This is a genomic window from Acidithrix sp. C25 (genome assembly GCF_904848545.2).
The window spans coordinates 1159553-1175955 of sequence record NZ_CAJHCI020000001.1 but is presented as its reverse complement, the minus strand read 5'-3'; the positions used below and the strand labels follow the sequence as shown (position 1 = coordinate 1175955).

Annotated in this window: 13 protein-coding genes, 1 pseudogene and 1 riboswitch; of the genes and pseudogenes, 13 read left to right on the top strand and 1 reads right to left on the bottom strand. The window is 47.0% G+C overall.

The window, feature by feature from the left end:
- The first annotated feature begins 26 nt into the window (after positions 1-26).
- Positions 27-120: riboswitch (guanidine-I (ykkC/yxkD leader) on the top strand.
- A gap of 76 nt (positions 121-196) precedes the next feature.
- The 13 genes and pseudogenes from ACIDITHRIX25_RS91635 (at position 197) to folE2 (ending at position 14534) form a co-directional block, all read left to right on the top strand.
- A complete protein-coding gene (locus tag ACIDITHRIX25_RS91635; RefSeq protein ID WP_201732754.1) occupies positions 197-1951 on the top strand; it encodes an ABC transporter substrate-binding protein in 1755 nt (584 codons plus the stop codon).
- A gap of 25 nt (positions 1952-1976) precedes the next feature.
- Complete coding sequence (locus ACIDITHRIX25_RS91630) at positions 1977-3956, top strand: dipeptide ABC transporter ATP-binding protein (RefSeq protein WP_201732753.1); 1980 nt, start codon at positions 1977-1979, stop codon at positions 3954-3956.
- Positions 3953-4801, top strand: coding sequence for an ABC transporter permease (locus tag ACIDITHRIX25_RS91625; RefSeq protein ID WP_200891287.1), 849 nt, complete (start codon positions 3953-3955; stop codon positions 4799-4801). Before ACIDITHRIX25_RS91630 ends, ACIDITHRIX25_RS91625 begins: the two co-directional genes overlap by 4 nt.
- Complete coding sequence (locus ACIDITHRIX25_RS91620; RefSeq protein ID WP_201732752.1) at positions 4801-5874, top strand: ABC transporter permease; 1074 nt, start codon at positions 4801-4803, stop codon at positions 5872-5874. The genes ACIDITHRIX25_RS91625 and ACIDITHRIX25_RS91620 overlap by 1 nt, the downstream gene beginning before the upstream one ends.
- A 104-nt stretch (positions 5875-5978) precedes the next feature.
- Positions 5979-7109, top strand: coding sequence for an agmatinase family protein (locus tag ACIDITHRIX25_RS91615; protein ID WP_052606452.1), 1131 nt, complete (start codon positions 5979-5981; stop codon positions 7107-7109).
- Between the two features lie 6 nt (positions 7110-7115).
- The gene (locus ACIDITHRIX25_RS91610) at positions 7116-7940 is read left to right on the top strand and encodes an N-acyl homoserine lactonase family protein (protein ID WP_201732751.1); all 825 of its coding nucleotides are present in this window, start codon (positions 7116-7118) and stop codon (positions 7938-7940) included.
- A gap of 1086 nt (positions 7941-9026) precedes the next feature.
- Positions 9027-9152 carry a hypothetical protein gene (locus ACIDITHRIX25_RS91605; protein WP_268749160.1) on the top strand — a complete coding sequence of 42 codons (126 nt, stop codon included), beginning with the start codon at positions 9027-9029 and terminating at the stop codon, positions 9150-9152.
- Between the two features lie 219 nt (positions 9153-9371).
- The gene (locus tag ACIDITHRIX25_RS91600) at positions 9372-9797 is read left to right on the top strand and encodes a BLUF domain-containing protein (protein ID WP_201732750.1); all 426 of its coding nucleotides are present in this window, start codon (positions 9372-9374) and stop codon (positions 9795-9797) included.
- A 41-nt stretch (positions 9798-9838) separates the two neighbouring features.
- Complete coding sequence (locus ACIDITHRIX25_RS91595) at positions 9839-11068, top strand: GGDEF domain-containing protein (protein ID WP_201732749.1); 1230 nt, start codon at positions 9839-9841, stop codon at positions 11066-11068.
- A 955-nt stretch (positions 11069-12023) separates the two neighbouring features.
- Positions 12024-12731: pseudogene (locus ACIDITHRIX25_RS91590) on the top strand (7-cyano-7-deazaguanine synthase).
- Positions 12728-13363, top strand: a complete 636-nt coding sequence (queE, locus tag ACIDITHRIX25_RS91585) for a 7-carboxy-7-deazaguanine synthase (protein WP_052607054.1) — start codon at positions 12728-12730, stop codon at positions 13361-13363. The pseudogene ACIDITHRIX25_RS91590 and the gene queE overlap by 4 nt, the downstream one beginning before the upstream one ends.
- Positions 13363-13719, top strand: coding sequence for a 6-carboxytetrahydropterin synthase QueD (gene queD / locus ACIDITHRIX25_RS91580; RefSeq protein ID WP_052607053.1), 357 nt, complete (start codon positions 13363-13365; stop codon positions 13717-13719). Before queE ends, queD begins: the two co-directional genes overlap by 1 nt.
- Positions 13719-14534, top strand: coding sequence for a GTP cyclohydrolase FolE2 (folE2, locus tag ACIDITHRIX25_RS91575; RefSeq protein ID WP_052607052.1), 816 nt, complete (start codon positions 13719-13721; stop codon positions 14532-14534). The genes queD and folE2 overlap by 1 nt, the downstream gene beginning before the upstream one ends.
- 660 nt (positions 14535-15194) lie before the next feature.
- Here folE2 and ACIDITHRIX25_RS91570 read toward each other — a convergent pair.
- A complete protein-coding gene (locus tag ACIDITHRIX25_RS91570; protein ID WP_052607051.1) occupies positions 15195-15974 on the bottom strand; it encodes an SDR family NAD(P)-dependent oxidoreductase in 780 nt (259 codons plus the stop codon).
- Between the last annotated feature and the right edge of the window lie 429 nt (positions 15975-16403).

The window sequence follows — 16403 nt, the reverse complement described above, 5'->3', positions numbered from 1 at the left end:
AGGGAGTGATAAGGTCAGATTTGACAATTATAAGCGTCTAGGGTTCCACGGTTTCCGGTTTGGTCCGAGAGATGCGAGCGGTATAGTGCCGCTACACGGAGGGATAAAAGCCCGGGAGGTCTAATAGCTTCCGGATTAATTAACTCTGGGAGCGCTATTTCTACGGATAAATTAAAACTTAAAAGGAGCTTTGTTTATGCCAAGCAAACCTATATTATTCCAAGCAGCTTTTACTCTAAGCGGTATTGATAATGATAATCAAAAGGAGAACCCTCGATCGAGGTTCCCGAGATCAGGCAGTTACAAGACGGGCGGTTACAAGACGGGCGGTTACAAGAGAGGTGCAATATTTGCGGCTGTAGCCTCGATCTTCTTAGCGGCCTGTGGTTCTGCGGCCTCTTCCACTTCTTCTTCTTCGGCAGTGGCTGCTACTGTGGGATCACCGACCTCCAAGACCTTAAATCTCGCATTTACTGCTGATACGCAACCGCCAGATCCAGACGTCTTTTATGCAGGCCAAGGTCTCGCTATCACCAATTCGGTCTACGAGGGATTGGTACAATACCAGCAAGTACCAGTCAACTATACCGGCGATCTCACCTTTACCCCTCCTGCGACACGCGCGAAGATCGTAGGTGACTTGGCAACTTCTTGGACTGTTTCACCAAATGGCCTAACTTACACCTTCAATTTGGTAAAAGGGGTAACCTTCCACGATGGAACTCCATTTACCTCAACCGCGGTCGCTGCCTCCTTCGCTAGGAGGAAAGCGGTAAATCAAGGTCCTGCCTACATGGTCTCGGATGTTGCCAGCGTGGATACCTCCAATCCTTATGTTGCTGTGGTTCACCTAAAGCAACCCGAGAGTGCATTTTTGGATTACCTGGCTTCTGCTTATGGTCCTAAGATGGAGTCGCCAACGGTCCTTAGTCAACACGCCGGTAAAGATAACGCTCAAACATGGTTGGCTACCCACGACGCAGGTACGGGGCCTTACTATATTTCATCTGTAACTCCAGGCCAGGAATACGTTCTAAAGAGCTACCCTAAATATTGGGGAGCTAAACCCTACTACACGACAATTAATATAAAGATCATTCCGAGTATCTCAACTCAAGAGCTAGAACTTAGATCTGGTAAAATCACCATGCTTTTGCATGGCCTCTCCACCTCAGCTATTGCAAGTTTCCGCTCGGATCCGTCTTTTCACGTCTATGCGGTACCAACGCTTGAGACGCCGATGTTATGGGTAAACCCTAATTCGAAGTTGCTCTCTAGCTCCGTGGTTCGCAACGCCTTAGCCCAAGCGATCAATCGGGCGGAGATTGTCAAGTTCATCTATCCCGGACGGGCAAGTGTTGCAAAACAGATCTACCCGGTAGGAGAGTTGCCCTCGAACCTAGCGGTCGACAATCCGACCTACAATCCGAAGGCCTTGGCTAAAGTACTTCCGAGTAGTGCTGCTTCTACGACGCTAACTCTAGGTTATGATGCTCCATCTCCATCGGATGCTCAAATGGCTGCCTTGATCCAAACGCAATTAGCGGCCGCTGGCCTTCACGTGAATGTTCGAAGCTATACCTCAACAGCGCTGTATGGATATGCTGGGAACCCAGCTGGAGCTCCTGATCTTCTAGCTGTGACAAACTGGCCAGATGCTCAAGCTCCAGACACCTGGGCGCGAATTGTAATGACGCCAACCGGTGGATTGAACTACCTAAATTGTTCAGTTCCAACTGGAACCAGCTACCTCAATCAGGGCCTTTATACAACATCAGCTTCGACGGCGCAAAGCTTTGACGCTAAGGCCGGTGCCGCCTTTGCTGCTTCGGGCTGTTGGGATCCCATTGCCAATAGGGGAGATACCGTAGTTGCACCGACTTGGATGAAGGGTCTAGTGCATCAAGTTCCAGTACCCCGAACGCTTGTATTGGCTGATCTACACCCATAGATCTAACGACGAATGAAGATGTGAGATGGAAGATACTTTGGTAAGTCCACCAGATATTCAAATCGCCCGAGGCAATAATGAGATCGCCAGCGTCGTCGGTCTCAACGTATGGCTTAGGCGCGCAAGACAAGAGAGCCATATCCTAAAAGACGTTGATCTAAAGATCGGAAAAGGAGAGATAGTAGCACTAGTAGGGGAGTCGGGATCAGGCAAGTCAGTGTTGGGGATGACACTTTTAGGCCTTCTTCCTAAGAGTTCACGCCCTCGAATCGAAGGCGAGGTCTCTATTCTTGGCTCTAAGATTACCTCGATCTCCCAAAAGGAGCTTCAAGGGTTACGGCGTCACTCACTAAGTGCGATCTTTCAGGACCCGATGAGTTCGCTAAACCCATCGATGAAGATTGCAAGCCAGATGAAAGAGGTTACCAAGGAGTTAGATCGTGCCCTTTTCGCCCTTAGGCAGGTGGCCATAAAGGAGCCAGAATCTGTTCTTGGTAGGTATCCTTTTGAGCTTTCGGGCGGACAACGTCAACGAGTCATGATCGCTATGGCCTTGGCAAAGGAGCCAGCGTTAATTGTGGCGGATGAGCCAACTACTGCTCTTGATGTGAGCGTTCAGGCTCAGATTCTCTATTTGATTAAGCAGCTTCGAGCAGACTTTGGTACAGGCTTTTTATTTGTAACACACGACCTTGGCGTAGCTGCAGAGATAGCTGATACCGTCGTTGTTCTATTGGCTGGACGGGTCCTAGAAAAAGGTCCCACCAAAGAGATCCTCTCTTTTCCGGCTCATCCCTACACAAAAGAGCTGATTGCCTCTCGACTGACAATGGATCAAGATCAAAGCTTGCGATTGCGAACAAATCCTAAGGATCAATTTGCTGGCTTTAGCAGCGATGGCTGTCCTTATGTAAATAGGTGCGAGAATGCCCTTGATCTCTGTTTGGTCGAGTTCCCTGGGGTGAGCATGGTCCAAGATAATTGGACCATTGCTTGCCATAACCCTTCACCTTCGCCAAAAGCCGTTGCGGTTGAGATTAAAACCATGGAGCGACGAAGCGATCTAGATTTGAATAAAAAGGTGGTCTTAGAGGCCATAGCTATTGAGAAGAGCTTTCAATCACGCACAAATCGCTCGGGGTTTCGTCAGGTCCTAACTAATGTCGATCTTACGCTTCATCAGGGTGAAGTTGTGAGTTTGGTGGGTGAATCCGGATCGGGTAAGTCAACCTTTCTTAGGATTTTAGCGGGCCTTGAGAAAGAGTCCTCTGGGACGATAATAAGACACGACGACACAATGCCAAAGATGGTCTTTCAAGATTCCGGATCGTCTTTGACTCCTTGGCTTAGCGTGCGAGAACTTTTGAAGGAGGCCCTTTCCTCTAAGACCCTTTCTAAGGCCGAGATAGCTAAAGAGGTTGAAGATGTGGCTGCAAAGGTGGATCTGAGTACACAAGTGCTCAACTCCAGGGCAGCCTCATTATCGGGAGGACAACGCCAGCGCGTAGCCATCGCGCGATGCGTTATCTCTCCGCCTTCGGTGCTCCTTTGCGACGAGCCAACGAGTGCACTAGATGCCTCCTTGGTTGCTGGCGCCCTAAATTTGCTTCTGTCGTTATCTGAATCTCTTGAGATGGCCATGGTCTTTGTCACCCATGATCTAGCGGTCGCACGCTATGTCTCTAGTCGGATCATGGTGATGTTAGGTGGTCGGGTGGTTGAGTCTGGCGACTCGAACGAGGTCTGTTCGAATCCGCTTCATCCCTACACAAGGATGCTTTTGGACTCTCTTCCCGGTGAGCGGAGAGGAAACTCTCCCCAAGAAGCCCTAGGTAGGCAGCCCGATATCTCGGGCGTGGACAATGAACTCAGTGCGGTCGGTTGTGCCTTTGCTAATCGCTGTCCCAATGCTATTGAGATCTGTCGAACTACCACGCCCGTCGCTACCTATATCTCATCGAACCGATATGCTGCCTGTCATCTAGTCAAAGGAGGTACCAAGTGACAACTCTTGCACCCGCCTTATCGAAACGCGGTGCCATACAATCTATTAGGTGGGATCGACATAAAATCGCAGTTTTGGCTTTGGCTGCGGTGACTCTTGTCGCTCTCCTGGCGCCGGTATTAGCACCCTATAACCCGCTTGTTCCTGTAGATCAACCCTTCATGGTTCCCTTTGGCGCAGCTCACCTTCTGGGTACTGATTCAGTTGGACGTGATGTTCTATCTAGAGTTTTATATGGTGTGCGTTCGAGCTGGCTCTCGGCGATCGCTGTAATTTCCTTCGGAGTCTTATTGGGCGGAACCATTGGAATGATCGCTGGAGTATCTGGCTCCAAGATCGATTCGATTCTTATGCGTATCACCGATGGCTTTTTAGCCTTTCCTGGACCTGTCTTGGCTATTGCGGTCGTCGCATCCTTGGGAGCTTCTCTGCTCCACACTTTGATCGCAGTTGCCATTGTCTGGTGGCCGTTCTATGCACGAATAGTGCGTGCTGAGGCTCGAGCGATAATGTCTCGCCCTCACATAGAGGCGGCTAAAACCTTTGGTGTTGGTTATTTTAGATTAGCTCTTCGTCATGTCCTACCAGGGGTAGTTCCAGCGGTGATTGTTACGGCTTCTCTAGATGTTGGCAACCTGGTGATTGCACTATCGGGCCTTTCGTTCTTAGGATTGGGAGCCCCAGCGCCGTCGCCAGAGCTTGGTGCGATGGCTGCTAGAAACCTTCAATATCTTCTTCAACAGTGGTGGGTTTGTGTGATGCCGGCGCTGGCGATAGCTGTAATGGCTATCATCTCCAACTTCGCCGGTGATGCCCTTAGAGATTTTGGTTCAAGAGGACAATAATGTCAGGTTCATTTTTCTTTATCAAATTTATACTTAGGCGAATAGCCGCAGCAGTAGTCATCGTTCTTGGATTGACAGCAGTCTTGTTTTTCCTTCAGAGTATCTCTCATTCCAATCCTGTCCATGCGATGTTGGGGGCGGGAGCGACACCAAGTGCTATCGCTGCCGAAAAGGTGAAATTAGGGCTTGATCATCCTGTCTTTGTCCAGTATTTTAACTATCTCTATGGATTGATTCACGGAAATTTAGGTATGTCCTATAGGACGAGGCGACCAGTTGCCTCTGATCTTGCGACCTATCTCCCAGCAACTTTGGAGCTAGCCTTTTATTCACTGTTACTTGCGGTTGTATTGGGTTTGCTACTAGGAGTGCTCTCTGCCGGAGAGTTTAGGGGTACTGGTGTTTTGCGTGCAATTCTGATTGCTGGTGCATCTACGCCGCAGTTCCTTCTAGCCATTGGGGGACTTTTGATCTTCTATGGCAAATTGAATCTCCTTCCAGCAACTGGTCGTATTGGAATAGCCAATCCCCCAAGTGGGCCAACCGGCTTTTACACTATCGATGGCATACTAAATGGCAACTTTGGCGTGACGATCGACGCCTTCAAGTACCTTCTTCTTCCGAGTTTTTCAGTTGCGATTGGTCCAGCTGTCTCAATCGGGAGGGTCTTGCGTGGATCACTTATTGAAGCGATCAGCTTAGATTTTGTGAAGACGGCTAACTCCAAGGGTCTTTCGCGGGTTCGGGTCCTTACTGTCCATGCTCTAAGGAATTCATTGGGGCCAGCACTATCTATGACAGGTTTGCAGGCGGGGCTAATGTTTGCTGGCGTGGTGGTCATCGAGGACGTCTTTGCATGGCCTGGGATTGGATATTACACCGCTCAGTCGATTCCAAGTGGAGACTTCCCGGCTATAGCAGGTGTCACGCTGGTGCTTGGCGTGGGATATGTCATCATCAACACAATCGTTGACCTTGCTCAGCTCTTTGCCGATCCTCGGCTCCGTCATCTTGAGATGGCTAACGTCAAAACCAAGAAACCACTGCTTGGCCTTAGTGCCAATCAAGGGTAACTCCCCAAAGTTTCAAATCCCCCTCCCAGGCGGAATTCGAGGGTTTCACCCTCTGGTTCGTCATGGGAAAACTACATAACAATCAATAAGAAAGGGTATCTAAAATGAGCCACTCACATGATAATCACGACCACTACCAGCCTCGATATGGCAAGGAGGCAAAGTTCGCGGTCGAAGCCGAGGCGAAGCTTCCAACTACCATGTGGGAGAAGGAAAAGGCCTGGGCTCTCGAAGTTGGACTTCAAGGTGCAGATAGCTTGCGTGACAAGTCTATTCCCACCTTTTCTAGAGGTGAATTACCTCACTTTGCTGGGATCAACACCTTCCTAAAGGCTCCTTATCTTGAAGATGTTAGGGAATGCGGACGATATGATGTTGCTGTCCTGGGCGCACCTTTGGATTCTGGAACCACCTACCGCCCTGGTACTCGCTTTGGTCCTCAGGGAATCCGGCGTATCTCTGCTCTCTATGGAAGCTATAGCTTTGAGCTTGGAGTGGACCTTAGAGAATCGATCACCATTGCTGACCTAGGCGACATCTTTACAATTCCAGCCAACATCGAAAAGAGCTTTGACCAGATCTCAAAGGCGGTCTCACACGTCTATGCCAGCGGAGCTCTCCCGGTCGTACTTGGAGGCGATCATTCAATTGGATACCCGACGGTGCGAGGGGTGGCTGAGCATTTGGATGGCAATTTGGGGATCATTCACTTTGATCGTCACGTCGATACTCAAGAGTACGATCTCGACGAACGCATGCACACCACTCCATGGTTTCATGCAACAGATATCCCAAATGTTCCACCTAAGAATTTGGTCCAGATCGGAATCGGTGGGTGGCAGGCACCTAGACCGGGCGTAGCAGTTGGTCGTGAGCGTCAAACCACCATTATGACGGTAAATGATTGTGTGGAAATGGGGGTAGTAGAAGCGGCTGAGGCTGCAATAGAGGTTGCCTTCGATGACGCCGAGGCGGTATGGCTCTCCTTCGACGTGGACTGTTTGGATGCAGCCTTTGTGCCAGGGACGGGTTGGCCAGAGCCGGGAGGATTCCTACCGCGAGAAGTATTAAAGATGATTCAGATTATCGGCTCTAAAAAACTCGCTGGAATCGAAGTGGTTGAGTGCTCGCCTCCCTATGACAACGCAGATATCACTTCTCTTATTGCTACCCGAGTAATCTGTGATACCTTGGCGTGCCAGGTGCGCTCGGGCCACCTTCCTAGGTTAAAGTAGGTGATAATGGTTGGACATTCTTCTGCTGTAAAGCAAGTAATAATGCTCACCCTGGGATGGGAGGAGTTACCAAAGGCCTGGTCTGTTCATGGTTGTGATCCTAAGGAGAGGCTCATCGAGCCAGTGCCAGCTCTTTTGATCGAGACGATTGACGGTTGGGTGCTTTTGGACACTGGCTTCAATAAGGCTTTGATCCAAGACAGCGCTCTTTATGACCGTTTTCATTCAGAGTTTTATGAGATAAAACCTATTCTTCCGGCCTATGAACTAGATCCTCTCCTGGATGCCCTTGAGCGTCATGGACTAGAGATCGATCGGCTTTTGGCCGTTGGTGTAAGTCATCTGCATAACGACCATGCCGGTGGCTTGCGCCACTTTGGAAGGAGCAAAACTCCCATTTATATCCAATCCAAGGAGTTGGAATTTGGCTTGGGGGACATTACGAAGGCTCAGAATCATGGTTTAGCTCGAGTTGACTATGACGATCCAAGACTTAACTATTCAGTGATATCTGGGGATGTTGAGATTGCACCTGGGATACATGCAATCTCAACACCTGGCCATACACCAGGGCATCAGAGTTTTATGGTCGATTACCCCCAAAGTAATGGATCAAAAGGATTCATCTTTGCTTTTGATGCTGGGGATTTGGTGGAGAACTTTGAATTAGAGTTGGCAATCGGTGGCTTTATCGATGTAGATGCAGGTGAGACGATCGATCAGATTAGGAAGCTAAAGTCGTTAGCAGTTAAAAATAATATGACCATCGTACCTGGTCACGACCCCGATATTTGGCCAACTACACAAGAAGGTCTCTCTAGAATCTGCTGAGATGCGTTTTCTGCTTCTCATGGAGCTATGGGGTTCGTACACATTGTTTCCGTCAGTGGATTGGTGTTGTGGTTTCACTAAAGGGTGAACCCTGAATATTCAAGGATAAATCGATGTGATCGTTATTGGCCCGCCATGGCTTTTCAAAGTCCGCCCTTGAGTGCTTTTGAATTTCAATTGTGAATATCAAAGCACCAAGGGTCCAGAGAGGCCAATTAGTTCAGTTGAGGCCCTTGGATGAAATCGACTACATCTATCGAGGTTTGGCAATGCAATAGTTGTTTTGGTGAAGCGAAGCCAAGCTTTGCTTCATCAAGAACCTGAGTTCGGGTCGCCTTTGGTCAGAGTCTTTTGGCATAATCTCCAAAACGTACCCTCTTCCTATTTGACGATGGTAAGTTGGCCGTGAACTCATGATATCGTGGTTTGCTGTGACCCGGAATATTGGTTTGGCTAATTCGGACATATCTCGAGCTGAGGACAATTGACAACTCGTGATCTCCCGAACTTTTTGTGTTGTTCTTTGGGCTTGCAAATGACGATCCCAAAGAACAACACAAAAGATCATTATTTTCCCTCGTGAAACCATAGCTATATAGGCGTTGGCTTTCAACCGTTTCAAGTGGTCGATGGTCATCATCGAAACCTTCAAGACAGAAGTTCCATCTTTAGCCATTTGCCGCTGACATTGCAATACCACAATGAAAATATCACGTTGACATGCGACTAGCCACCACCTCTTTTTATAGATCTAGACGGGGACGATATCTGATTTGGCTAGAATAACTGACCTTTTTGAGCATGGCGAGAATGGCAATAATGGTGATTGAAAGACCCTTCGCCTCGACTTGAACTTCAATGATCAAGATTCAACTATGGTGCTCCTTCAATTCATTAGAAGTGCTATTTGACAATTGCTTGTGGACTTTTTGGAGTTGTAACGGCCAAGCCAAGAACGCAATCCAAAGCTCACTTGGTATTTGTACTAAGGATTGGGGCCTGTTCCAAAAATAAGCGCGACCACCTTGAAGCTAGATCAGATTCATTGATTTGGATTCTAGTTCGGAGGCTGAAAAGGAGGAAGGATTGGCCCCAAGAGTTCTGTGCGATTTTGATTCAAGCGTAGGTGCAGTATTATATATAGGAAAGGAGATACTTGGAAGTATCGCTCATCTAGACGGGGTCGCTCGTTTAGCTAGTGTCGAGGCATAGGCGGTTGGGTGGTCGTTCTGAAAGATCGATTAGTGGGGTGCTCTAAATTGATTATCTGATTGATTATCTTTGCCAAATCAAGCAACTAGTCCTGTCCCGACTTTAGTCTTTAGATATCTCTATCGATAATACTTTATGTGAGTTTTAGCCCGCTTCTCACGAGGCTGGGACTTTTGCCCAAGCGCTTGCGGTCCGTTGTCAGGTTGACAAAGAGGTAACGTGAATAGATTGATTTACTGTAGTCAGGCAACTCATGGTCTTTCGCCAGAGGAGTTAGTTTCGCTGCTCGAGATTGCTAGGAAAAACAACAAACAGAGGGGTTTAAGTGGAATGCTTTTGTACGCAAGTCAGAGTTTTCTCCAATTGATTGAGGGAAATGAAGTTCAGCTTGAGGTGACCTATAGGGCTATCCAGAGGGACAAAAGGCATACCAATCTTCGACTTCTCATAAACCATGCAGTCTCTGAACGAATGTTTCCCGACTGGACTATGGGTTTTGAAGATGTCAACGATGAGCAATTGGCATTGGAGCTAGAAGGATTCACCCCAGCGATTGAGTATCCTTTGGTAAATTCAAATTTAGTAACTAATTCAGTGATTGCCGAAACGCTACTTCGCCTATATTCTAAAAATCGCGAGCGATAATGGATGCTGGTATACCAGAGAGCTGCGCGATGGTTGATGCGGTGCGCAAATCTGTTTTCGAATTTCTAGCTATTTTTGGAGCCGATGGAAAATTTAGGGAGGTCAATTCGCTTCTCGCGCAACTTTTGGGTCTCACTATTGAAGAGGTTGAAGGACGCTCGCTTCTGGATTTGATTCATCCAGATGACATTCCAAGGACTGTTGCCAGCCTATTCGCGCTTGAATCGGGAAAAAATGAGGTTGCATTCGAGACGCGATTTGCTCCCAGCGATGGGGTATTTAGACACATTCAATGGGTGGGAAGACAGTTGTCTGACTCAACTCTTTTTTGGGCAGTTGGACGTGAAACATCCGAGTTTCATAGAGTTCTAGCCGAAAGTCAAGACTATCGGCTTCGATTGGAATTAGCGATCGGTCTCGAAATATCCACCATGTGGGAGTTTGATTTTAAGACTAAGAGGATTACATGGGAGCCTACGATAGCGGCTCTCTTGGGGCTCGCCTTGGAGTTGGTTCCTCAAGATCTTGATCAATTTTTAAATGTGGTCAATCCCAAGGATAGAGCGTTATTGGCCCTGGCAATGGCCACCCTTGAATCAAATGGCTCAATTGAGGTCGGAATTTGGATCGGACAATCCGTTGGTGGTCGCTATCTATCGGTGAGAGGAAAGGTCTTGGACCGAACCCGACGTGGTAAGGCATTGCGTGCAATTGGCCTCTTGATCGATAAGACCGCTGAAAAGGCGATGGAAGAGCGGATGCTTAGCATGGCTATGAGCGATGGCCTTACCGGAATAGCAAATCGGAGATCGTTTGATGGATCCCTCAGGAGCGAGTGGCGCCGTTGCAAACGAGCATTGGATCCAATCACCTTGGTAATGATTGATATCGATAATTTCAAAATGTTCAATGACACCTACGGTCACCTTGTCGGTGACGAAGCAATTCGCGCTATTGCCTCTTCCCTGTTAGCGCTCCTAAACCGGGAAGGCGACTTTGTGGCCCGATTTGGCGGTGAAGAGTTCGCAATGATTCTTCCGGCTACTGATTTTGACGGTGCGAAGAAGGTCGGCGAGAAGATAGTGCGCGAGATCAGAAAGATCAAGCTTTCCCAGGCATCCGATTGGAATTTTAGTGTTTCTGTGGGCACTGCGACCACAACCTTCTTGAAGGATCCAGGTCGATCGGTGGACCTCCTGTCTAAGTCGGATGAAGCACTCTATGAAGCTAAACATGAAGGCAAGGACAGATGGGTGTCCAAGACGCTTTAGAGGTCAGAATCACACCATAGTAGAGCCAATGTCGTGGTTTTTTCTGTGAGTGTTAGGATCGTTGGCACATTTGCTCAGTTCAAGATTAATGGTTTTTTGGCACCTTAGTGCCACCAAAATCTAGTCAATTCCGGTTTCTCATGGATCGACTTACCCGTGGTAGTCATTTGGTTTAGACGGTAATTGATGATCCTCCATAGCTTTGGGCTCATGAGATCGAAGATGGATACGAGATCGCCACCATGTGGACAAGGACTCGCCATCGTCGTATTATCGTCATGCAACGGGCGATTGGAGTGGAGTTGATAAATAGGAAACCTTCCGACTGTGTTGATTGATGACGAACTTGTGGCGCGCTTTATGCTCACCTTCCCTCTGGGATCTCAGACTTCTAGCTATTCAGGGCCACCATGAGGGGTTATTGAGTTGTGGCTCAATATCACGCGAGCGATCATTGGAATGTGCAATGCGCTTCGCGTTTACGCACAATCCAATAACCTTCGCCCACGAGGTTCTTTTAACGTGCTAGTGCTAAATAAATTTAAGACTCTAAGATCTTGGATCTCTACCTGTTGGGTCGATCGACTTAGAACTACGCAGATAAGCTAGCACTCAGAGCCGACTTATCCTTAGGAGGAGTAGTCCAGATTCTCGCCTCTTGACTAAAGCCTTTTTTGACTCTTGGAATAAGCCTTCATCGTGTTCTTCTACTTCTTGCGCCCTATAGTTGATATTCTATTTTAATATAAGGCATCTCCCTTGACACCTAGAGTCCCCTCTACTATGGAATATGAGCTTTACCCTTCGAAACAGGTACTACTAATACAATGAAAAAAAACTCAAAAGAGCAGAGTTCATTTTTGATATCAAATACTAAGCTGTTACAGCCGTTAGCAATTGTGAGTAATTAGGTGAGATATTTATAGTAACTGAATTTCACGTTGCACACGGGAGGATTTTTGGGCGCAAAGAGCCAGTTATCTTACCTGGTGGATGCCTAGATACTACCACTTGTCTTGTGCTTGTCAAAGCAGACGAATATGAGTGTTGTGGCCAAAGCTTTCAATACGGTCAATGGCTTCAATATGGTCAACGACATTCGGTTGAACTTGAATTTGCTCGTCGTGTAGGTACTTTCTATGCTGTTCTGCGACATGTGCTTGCGAATATTGATCTAAGAGTTTTTGGGGGTTCGGCACTGACTGCGGACATACCCGTCCCTACTGATTTCGGATCTCAAAATCGTACTGAAGACATTCCTGTTACTTACGTACCTGTACGACATACTATTTTTACCTTTGTCCTAGCGTTGGCAGCGACAATTGAGGCCACTAATATCTTTATTGGTGTGAACACCTTGAATTATTCGGGTTATCCGGAATGCAGACCATAGTTCATTAATGCATTTGAGAGCATGGCGAATTTAGCTAGCAAAGCGGCAGTCGAGCGCAGGGCGCACACGGCCATCAACACTCCCTTGATCAAATTAGCAAAGGTACAGATTATCGAATTGGGTATTAAATTGAACGTCGACTATGACATAACACACAGTTGCTACAATCTCAAAGACGATGGAACAATGTGCGGAGTTTGTGACTCTTGTGTATTGAGTGATAGAGGATTTCCTGCACATGGAATGTTAGATCCGGCGGTCCTCAGGTGAGTTACGTCGTTAAGGAAATTTTCTACACATTGCAGGGAGAAGGACATCGAAGCGGGCGTCCTGCGGTTTTCCTTCGATTTGCAGGTTGCAATCTATGGACAGGGAGAGAGGTGAACAGATTGAAGGCCATATGCCAATTCTGCGATACCGATTTCGTAGGTACCGATGGGACTGATGGTGGCATCTATAAGACAGCCCTGGAATTGGGTGATATGGTTGACAGAATTTGGCCCGACAATTTCAGCGACCGTAAATACGTTGTTTGCACAGGTGGAGAGCCACTTTTACAACTCGATGCCGAACTTGTAAATGCTTTACATGAACGCGGTTTTGAAATCGCCATTGAAACGAATGGGACGCAACTTCCTCCGGAAGGTATTGATTGGATATGCGTAAGCCCTAAAGCTGGTGCAGAATTAAACCTTACCTACGGAAACGAACTCAAGGTTGTCGTGCCTCAATCTGGTATTGACCTTGAGTACTTGCGTAAGCTCGACTTTGAGAACTTCTATTTGCAACCGATGGAAAATGAAAACCTTGACTCGAATATCAAGTTCGCGATCGCCTACTGCCTAGAAAACCCTGTATGGAATCTTTCGCTTCAAACGCATAAAATGATAGGAATTCGTTAATGGAAATTTATAAAGAATTTTCCTTCGACTCAGCACATCGCTTGCCCAACCTTCCCGATAGTCACAAGTGTTCACGACTCCATGGCCACACCTTCAAAGTCACGGTCTACGTTCAAGGTGATGTCGATCCCCAGCTGGGATGGGTTCTTGACTTTGGAGACATTAAAGAGTGTGTAAAGCCAATTATCGACGAACTAGATCATCGCTACTTGAACGACATCGACGGACTCGAAAACCCAACGAGCGAAAATATCTCACGATGGATTTTTGAAAAGTTGATTCTTGTGATGCCTGTTTCAAAGATTATGGTGAACGAGACGTGCACTTCAGGATGCATCTACACGGGCCATCCATAATGAGAGATATTCAAGCAGAAAACGACCTCCGCGGCATAGCCCTTGAAGAAGTCGGCATCAATAACCTTACTCTTCCTGTTTCGGTATCCGCTGAATCTGGAACTTTGATATCAACCGTAGCAAAAGTATCCATTGGCGTATCCGTAGCGGAGAATCTTCGGGGTACTCATATGAGTCGGCTAGTCGAGAGTGCAATTATTCACCTTTCTGATTTATCGCCATGTTCAATCGAAGAATGTCACAAAGAGATAGCCAGCAAACTTGATGCAGTTGACACTACCGTACGAATTGAGTTTGACTATTTCATAAATAAAGAATCTCCTATTTCAAAAAAGAGATCGCCAATGAGGTACAAAGTAAATCTAAATTCATTCAAAAGAGACTGTACCTTCATAACGACAGTTGGGGTGACCGTGCGCATAACTTCACTGTGTCCGTGTTCCAAAGAGATTAGCGACTATGGCGCACATAACCAGAGAGGTACCGTCGAAATCGCGATCCAATACCAAGGACCTCCCGGGGCCAAACTGGACCAGGATTTCGGCATAATGGAGTCAATCAACATTGCAGAAGATTGCGGGTCCGCTCCTTTGTATACTCTTGTCAAAAGAAGCGATGAGCGATTCATAACTATGCTCGCATTTGATAATCCCGCATTTGTCGAAGATATTGTACGAAATGCAACTCTAAGATTGAGGCAAAACAATAGTTCTGCATTCATGGTTTCGGCAGTAAACGACGAATCAATTCATGATCATAATGCTTTCGCGTCTTTTGCGTCTTCTGATTGGAACTGGAAATATGGTCGGATGTGAAGGCCCTCTATTAAATTGATCCGCTGCTAATGTGAGCTTTGTATCCATAATGTAGATGGAAGAAATTATCGTGAAGTCCAAAAGGCAGATCCCAGAACAAGTGCGCAAGAAGATCGCCGAAGGGGACAAGATTGATGAAGGACTCGCATTAGGTACATGAACGGGTATGGACAAAGCACCGCGGAGAGCTAACGGAGTAGCTAACCCGTTGGCATCAAAACGTTGAGATAATTATTAAAAGTATCAGAAGTACCAAGGGTTTCAATACGTTTTGTTTACAGTTGATTCAGGTGGGAATTGATTTTTGTTGGGTGACAAGTGCTATTACGAACGAGTAGGAAGATCTTTGATAATCTTGGACCAAAAGCACTGGAATCTTAGCTGATTCGTGAGATTTTACGAACTTTAGCGGGTTTCACGAATGAGATCGGTATCATCAAGCCCAAAGCTAGGTGAGCGGTCATTTCCAAGTGTGATATTCGATAATAAGTACAAGGAATATTTAAGTATCTTTCGCTTGTGGGTTTGGCACCCCATCGGAGCAATCTCCTCCTGAGGTGTCTTCGAGCAAGCACATTTTGGATGGTTGGCCGAGTGTGTTTGTCGTACTTCGATGGTATTGATTGGAATGTTTTTACATTCATCTCTTTGACTTATCGTCTATTTTGCTGAGATATGATGCTCCAGAAGCCATTGATCAAACGTCGATGCCACGATTCGTTCCCCTGTGATCTCTTGTGCCATCTTTGAACAAAGAAAGATGATTGGTCGATCCATTATGGTTGGTGACAACAGCTTTGCCTCTAGTTCAGGAGAGATATCACTTGGAATCATTCCTGTTCGCGTGGCTCCTCCTGGTAGAAGCATGTTGACCCTAATCGGGCTATTGGCGAGATCTTGGGCCATGATGTGGCTCAGTGATTCAGCGCCAGCTCTAGAAGGTCCATAGGGTACAAAACCACTTCTTTTCATGGTTTCATGGTTCATGGAGATATTGACGATACGGCCGTGACCCTGTTCAAGAAACCGCGGTGTGAATTGCGATGCGACGAGAAAATAGCCAGTGAGGTTTGTTGCGATTACGTCCCTAAATCGGTCTGGAGCGACCTCATAAAAGGGCATTGGATTGGTTAAAAAGGAGTGATTGACGCTGATCATTCCAACACCTGCGTTATTCACGAGAACATCTATTGTACCGAATTTATCAAATATCTCATCCGTCGCAGCTGCTACGGACTCTTGATCTCGAACGTCCATTGGCAAAATGTGTGCGTCAAGGTTCTTGGCTCGTCGTTCTTCGACGATTTTTACCAATCGGTTAGATGGGCGTGCCGATAATGCTACCGTGGATCCGGCATTTAGTAGTGCATCGGCCATAGCCAGACCGATACCGCTACTTGCACCTGTGATTACGACTTTGGTGCCATTTAATTCTTCCATAGGGCTAATCCTATTACACGAAGATGATTTCTTCTACCTTCGTTGCCCCTAATCTTTTGGATCACAAGTATCTTTTGAATTCGAAAATGATTATCAAAATCAGGTGCAACATTATTTTTTTTCGATCTCTGATAGATGTGATCACGATGAGTCGATTCGAAAGAGGCCCTGTCGACTTCGACAAGATTAGCCTCTGCTTGATCTATTTTGGCTGACTGATCGAGGTGGCTTCTCAGATTCAGAGCTAATTCAGCGTCCTGTTGAGCTGAGCCCAATCGAACTGAGCCCAATCGAACTGAGCCCGACCTAGTAACGCATGTTTCGGGGGTTCGGGACTAAATCAACTCATAAGGTCAGGGCAAATATTGCTTGGGTGATTCTCTTTAAAACTAAATTTAACTACTCGTCAAAGAGACCGAGAGGGCGACA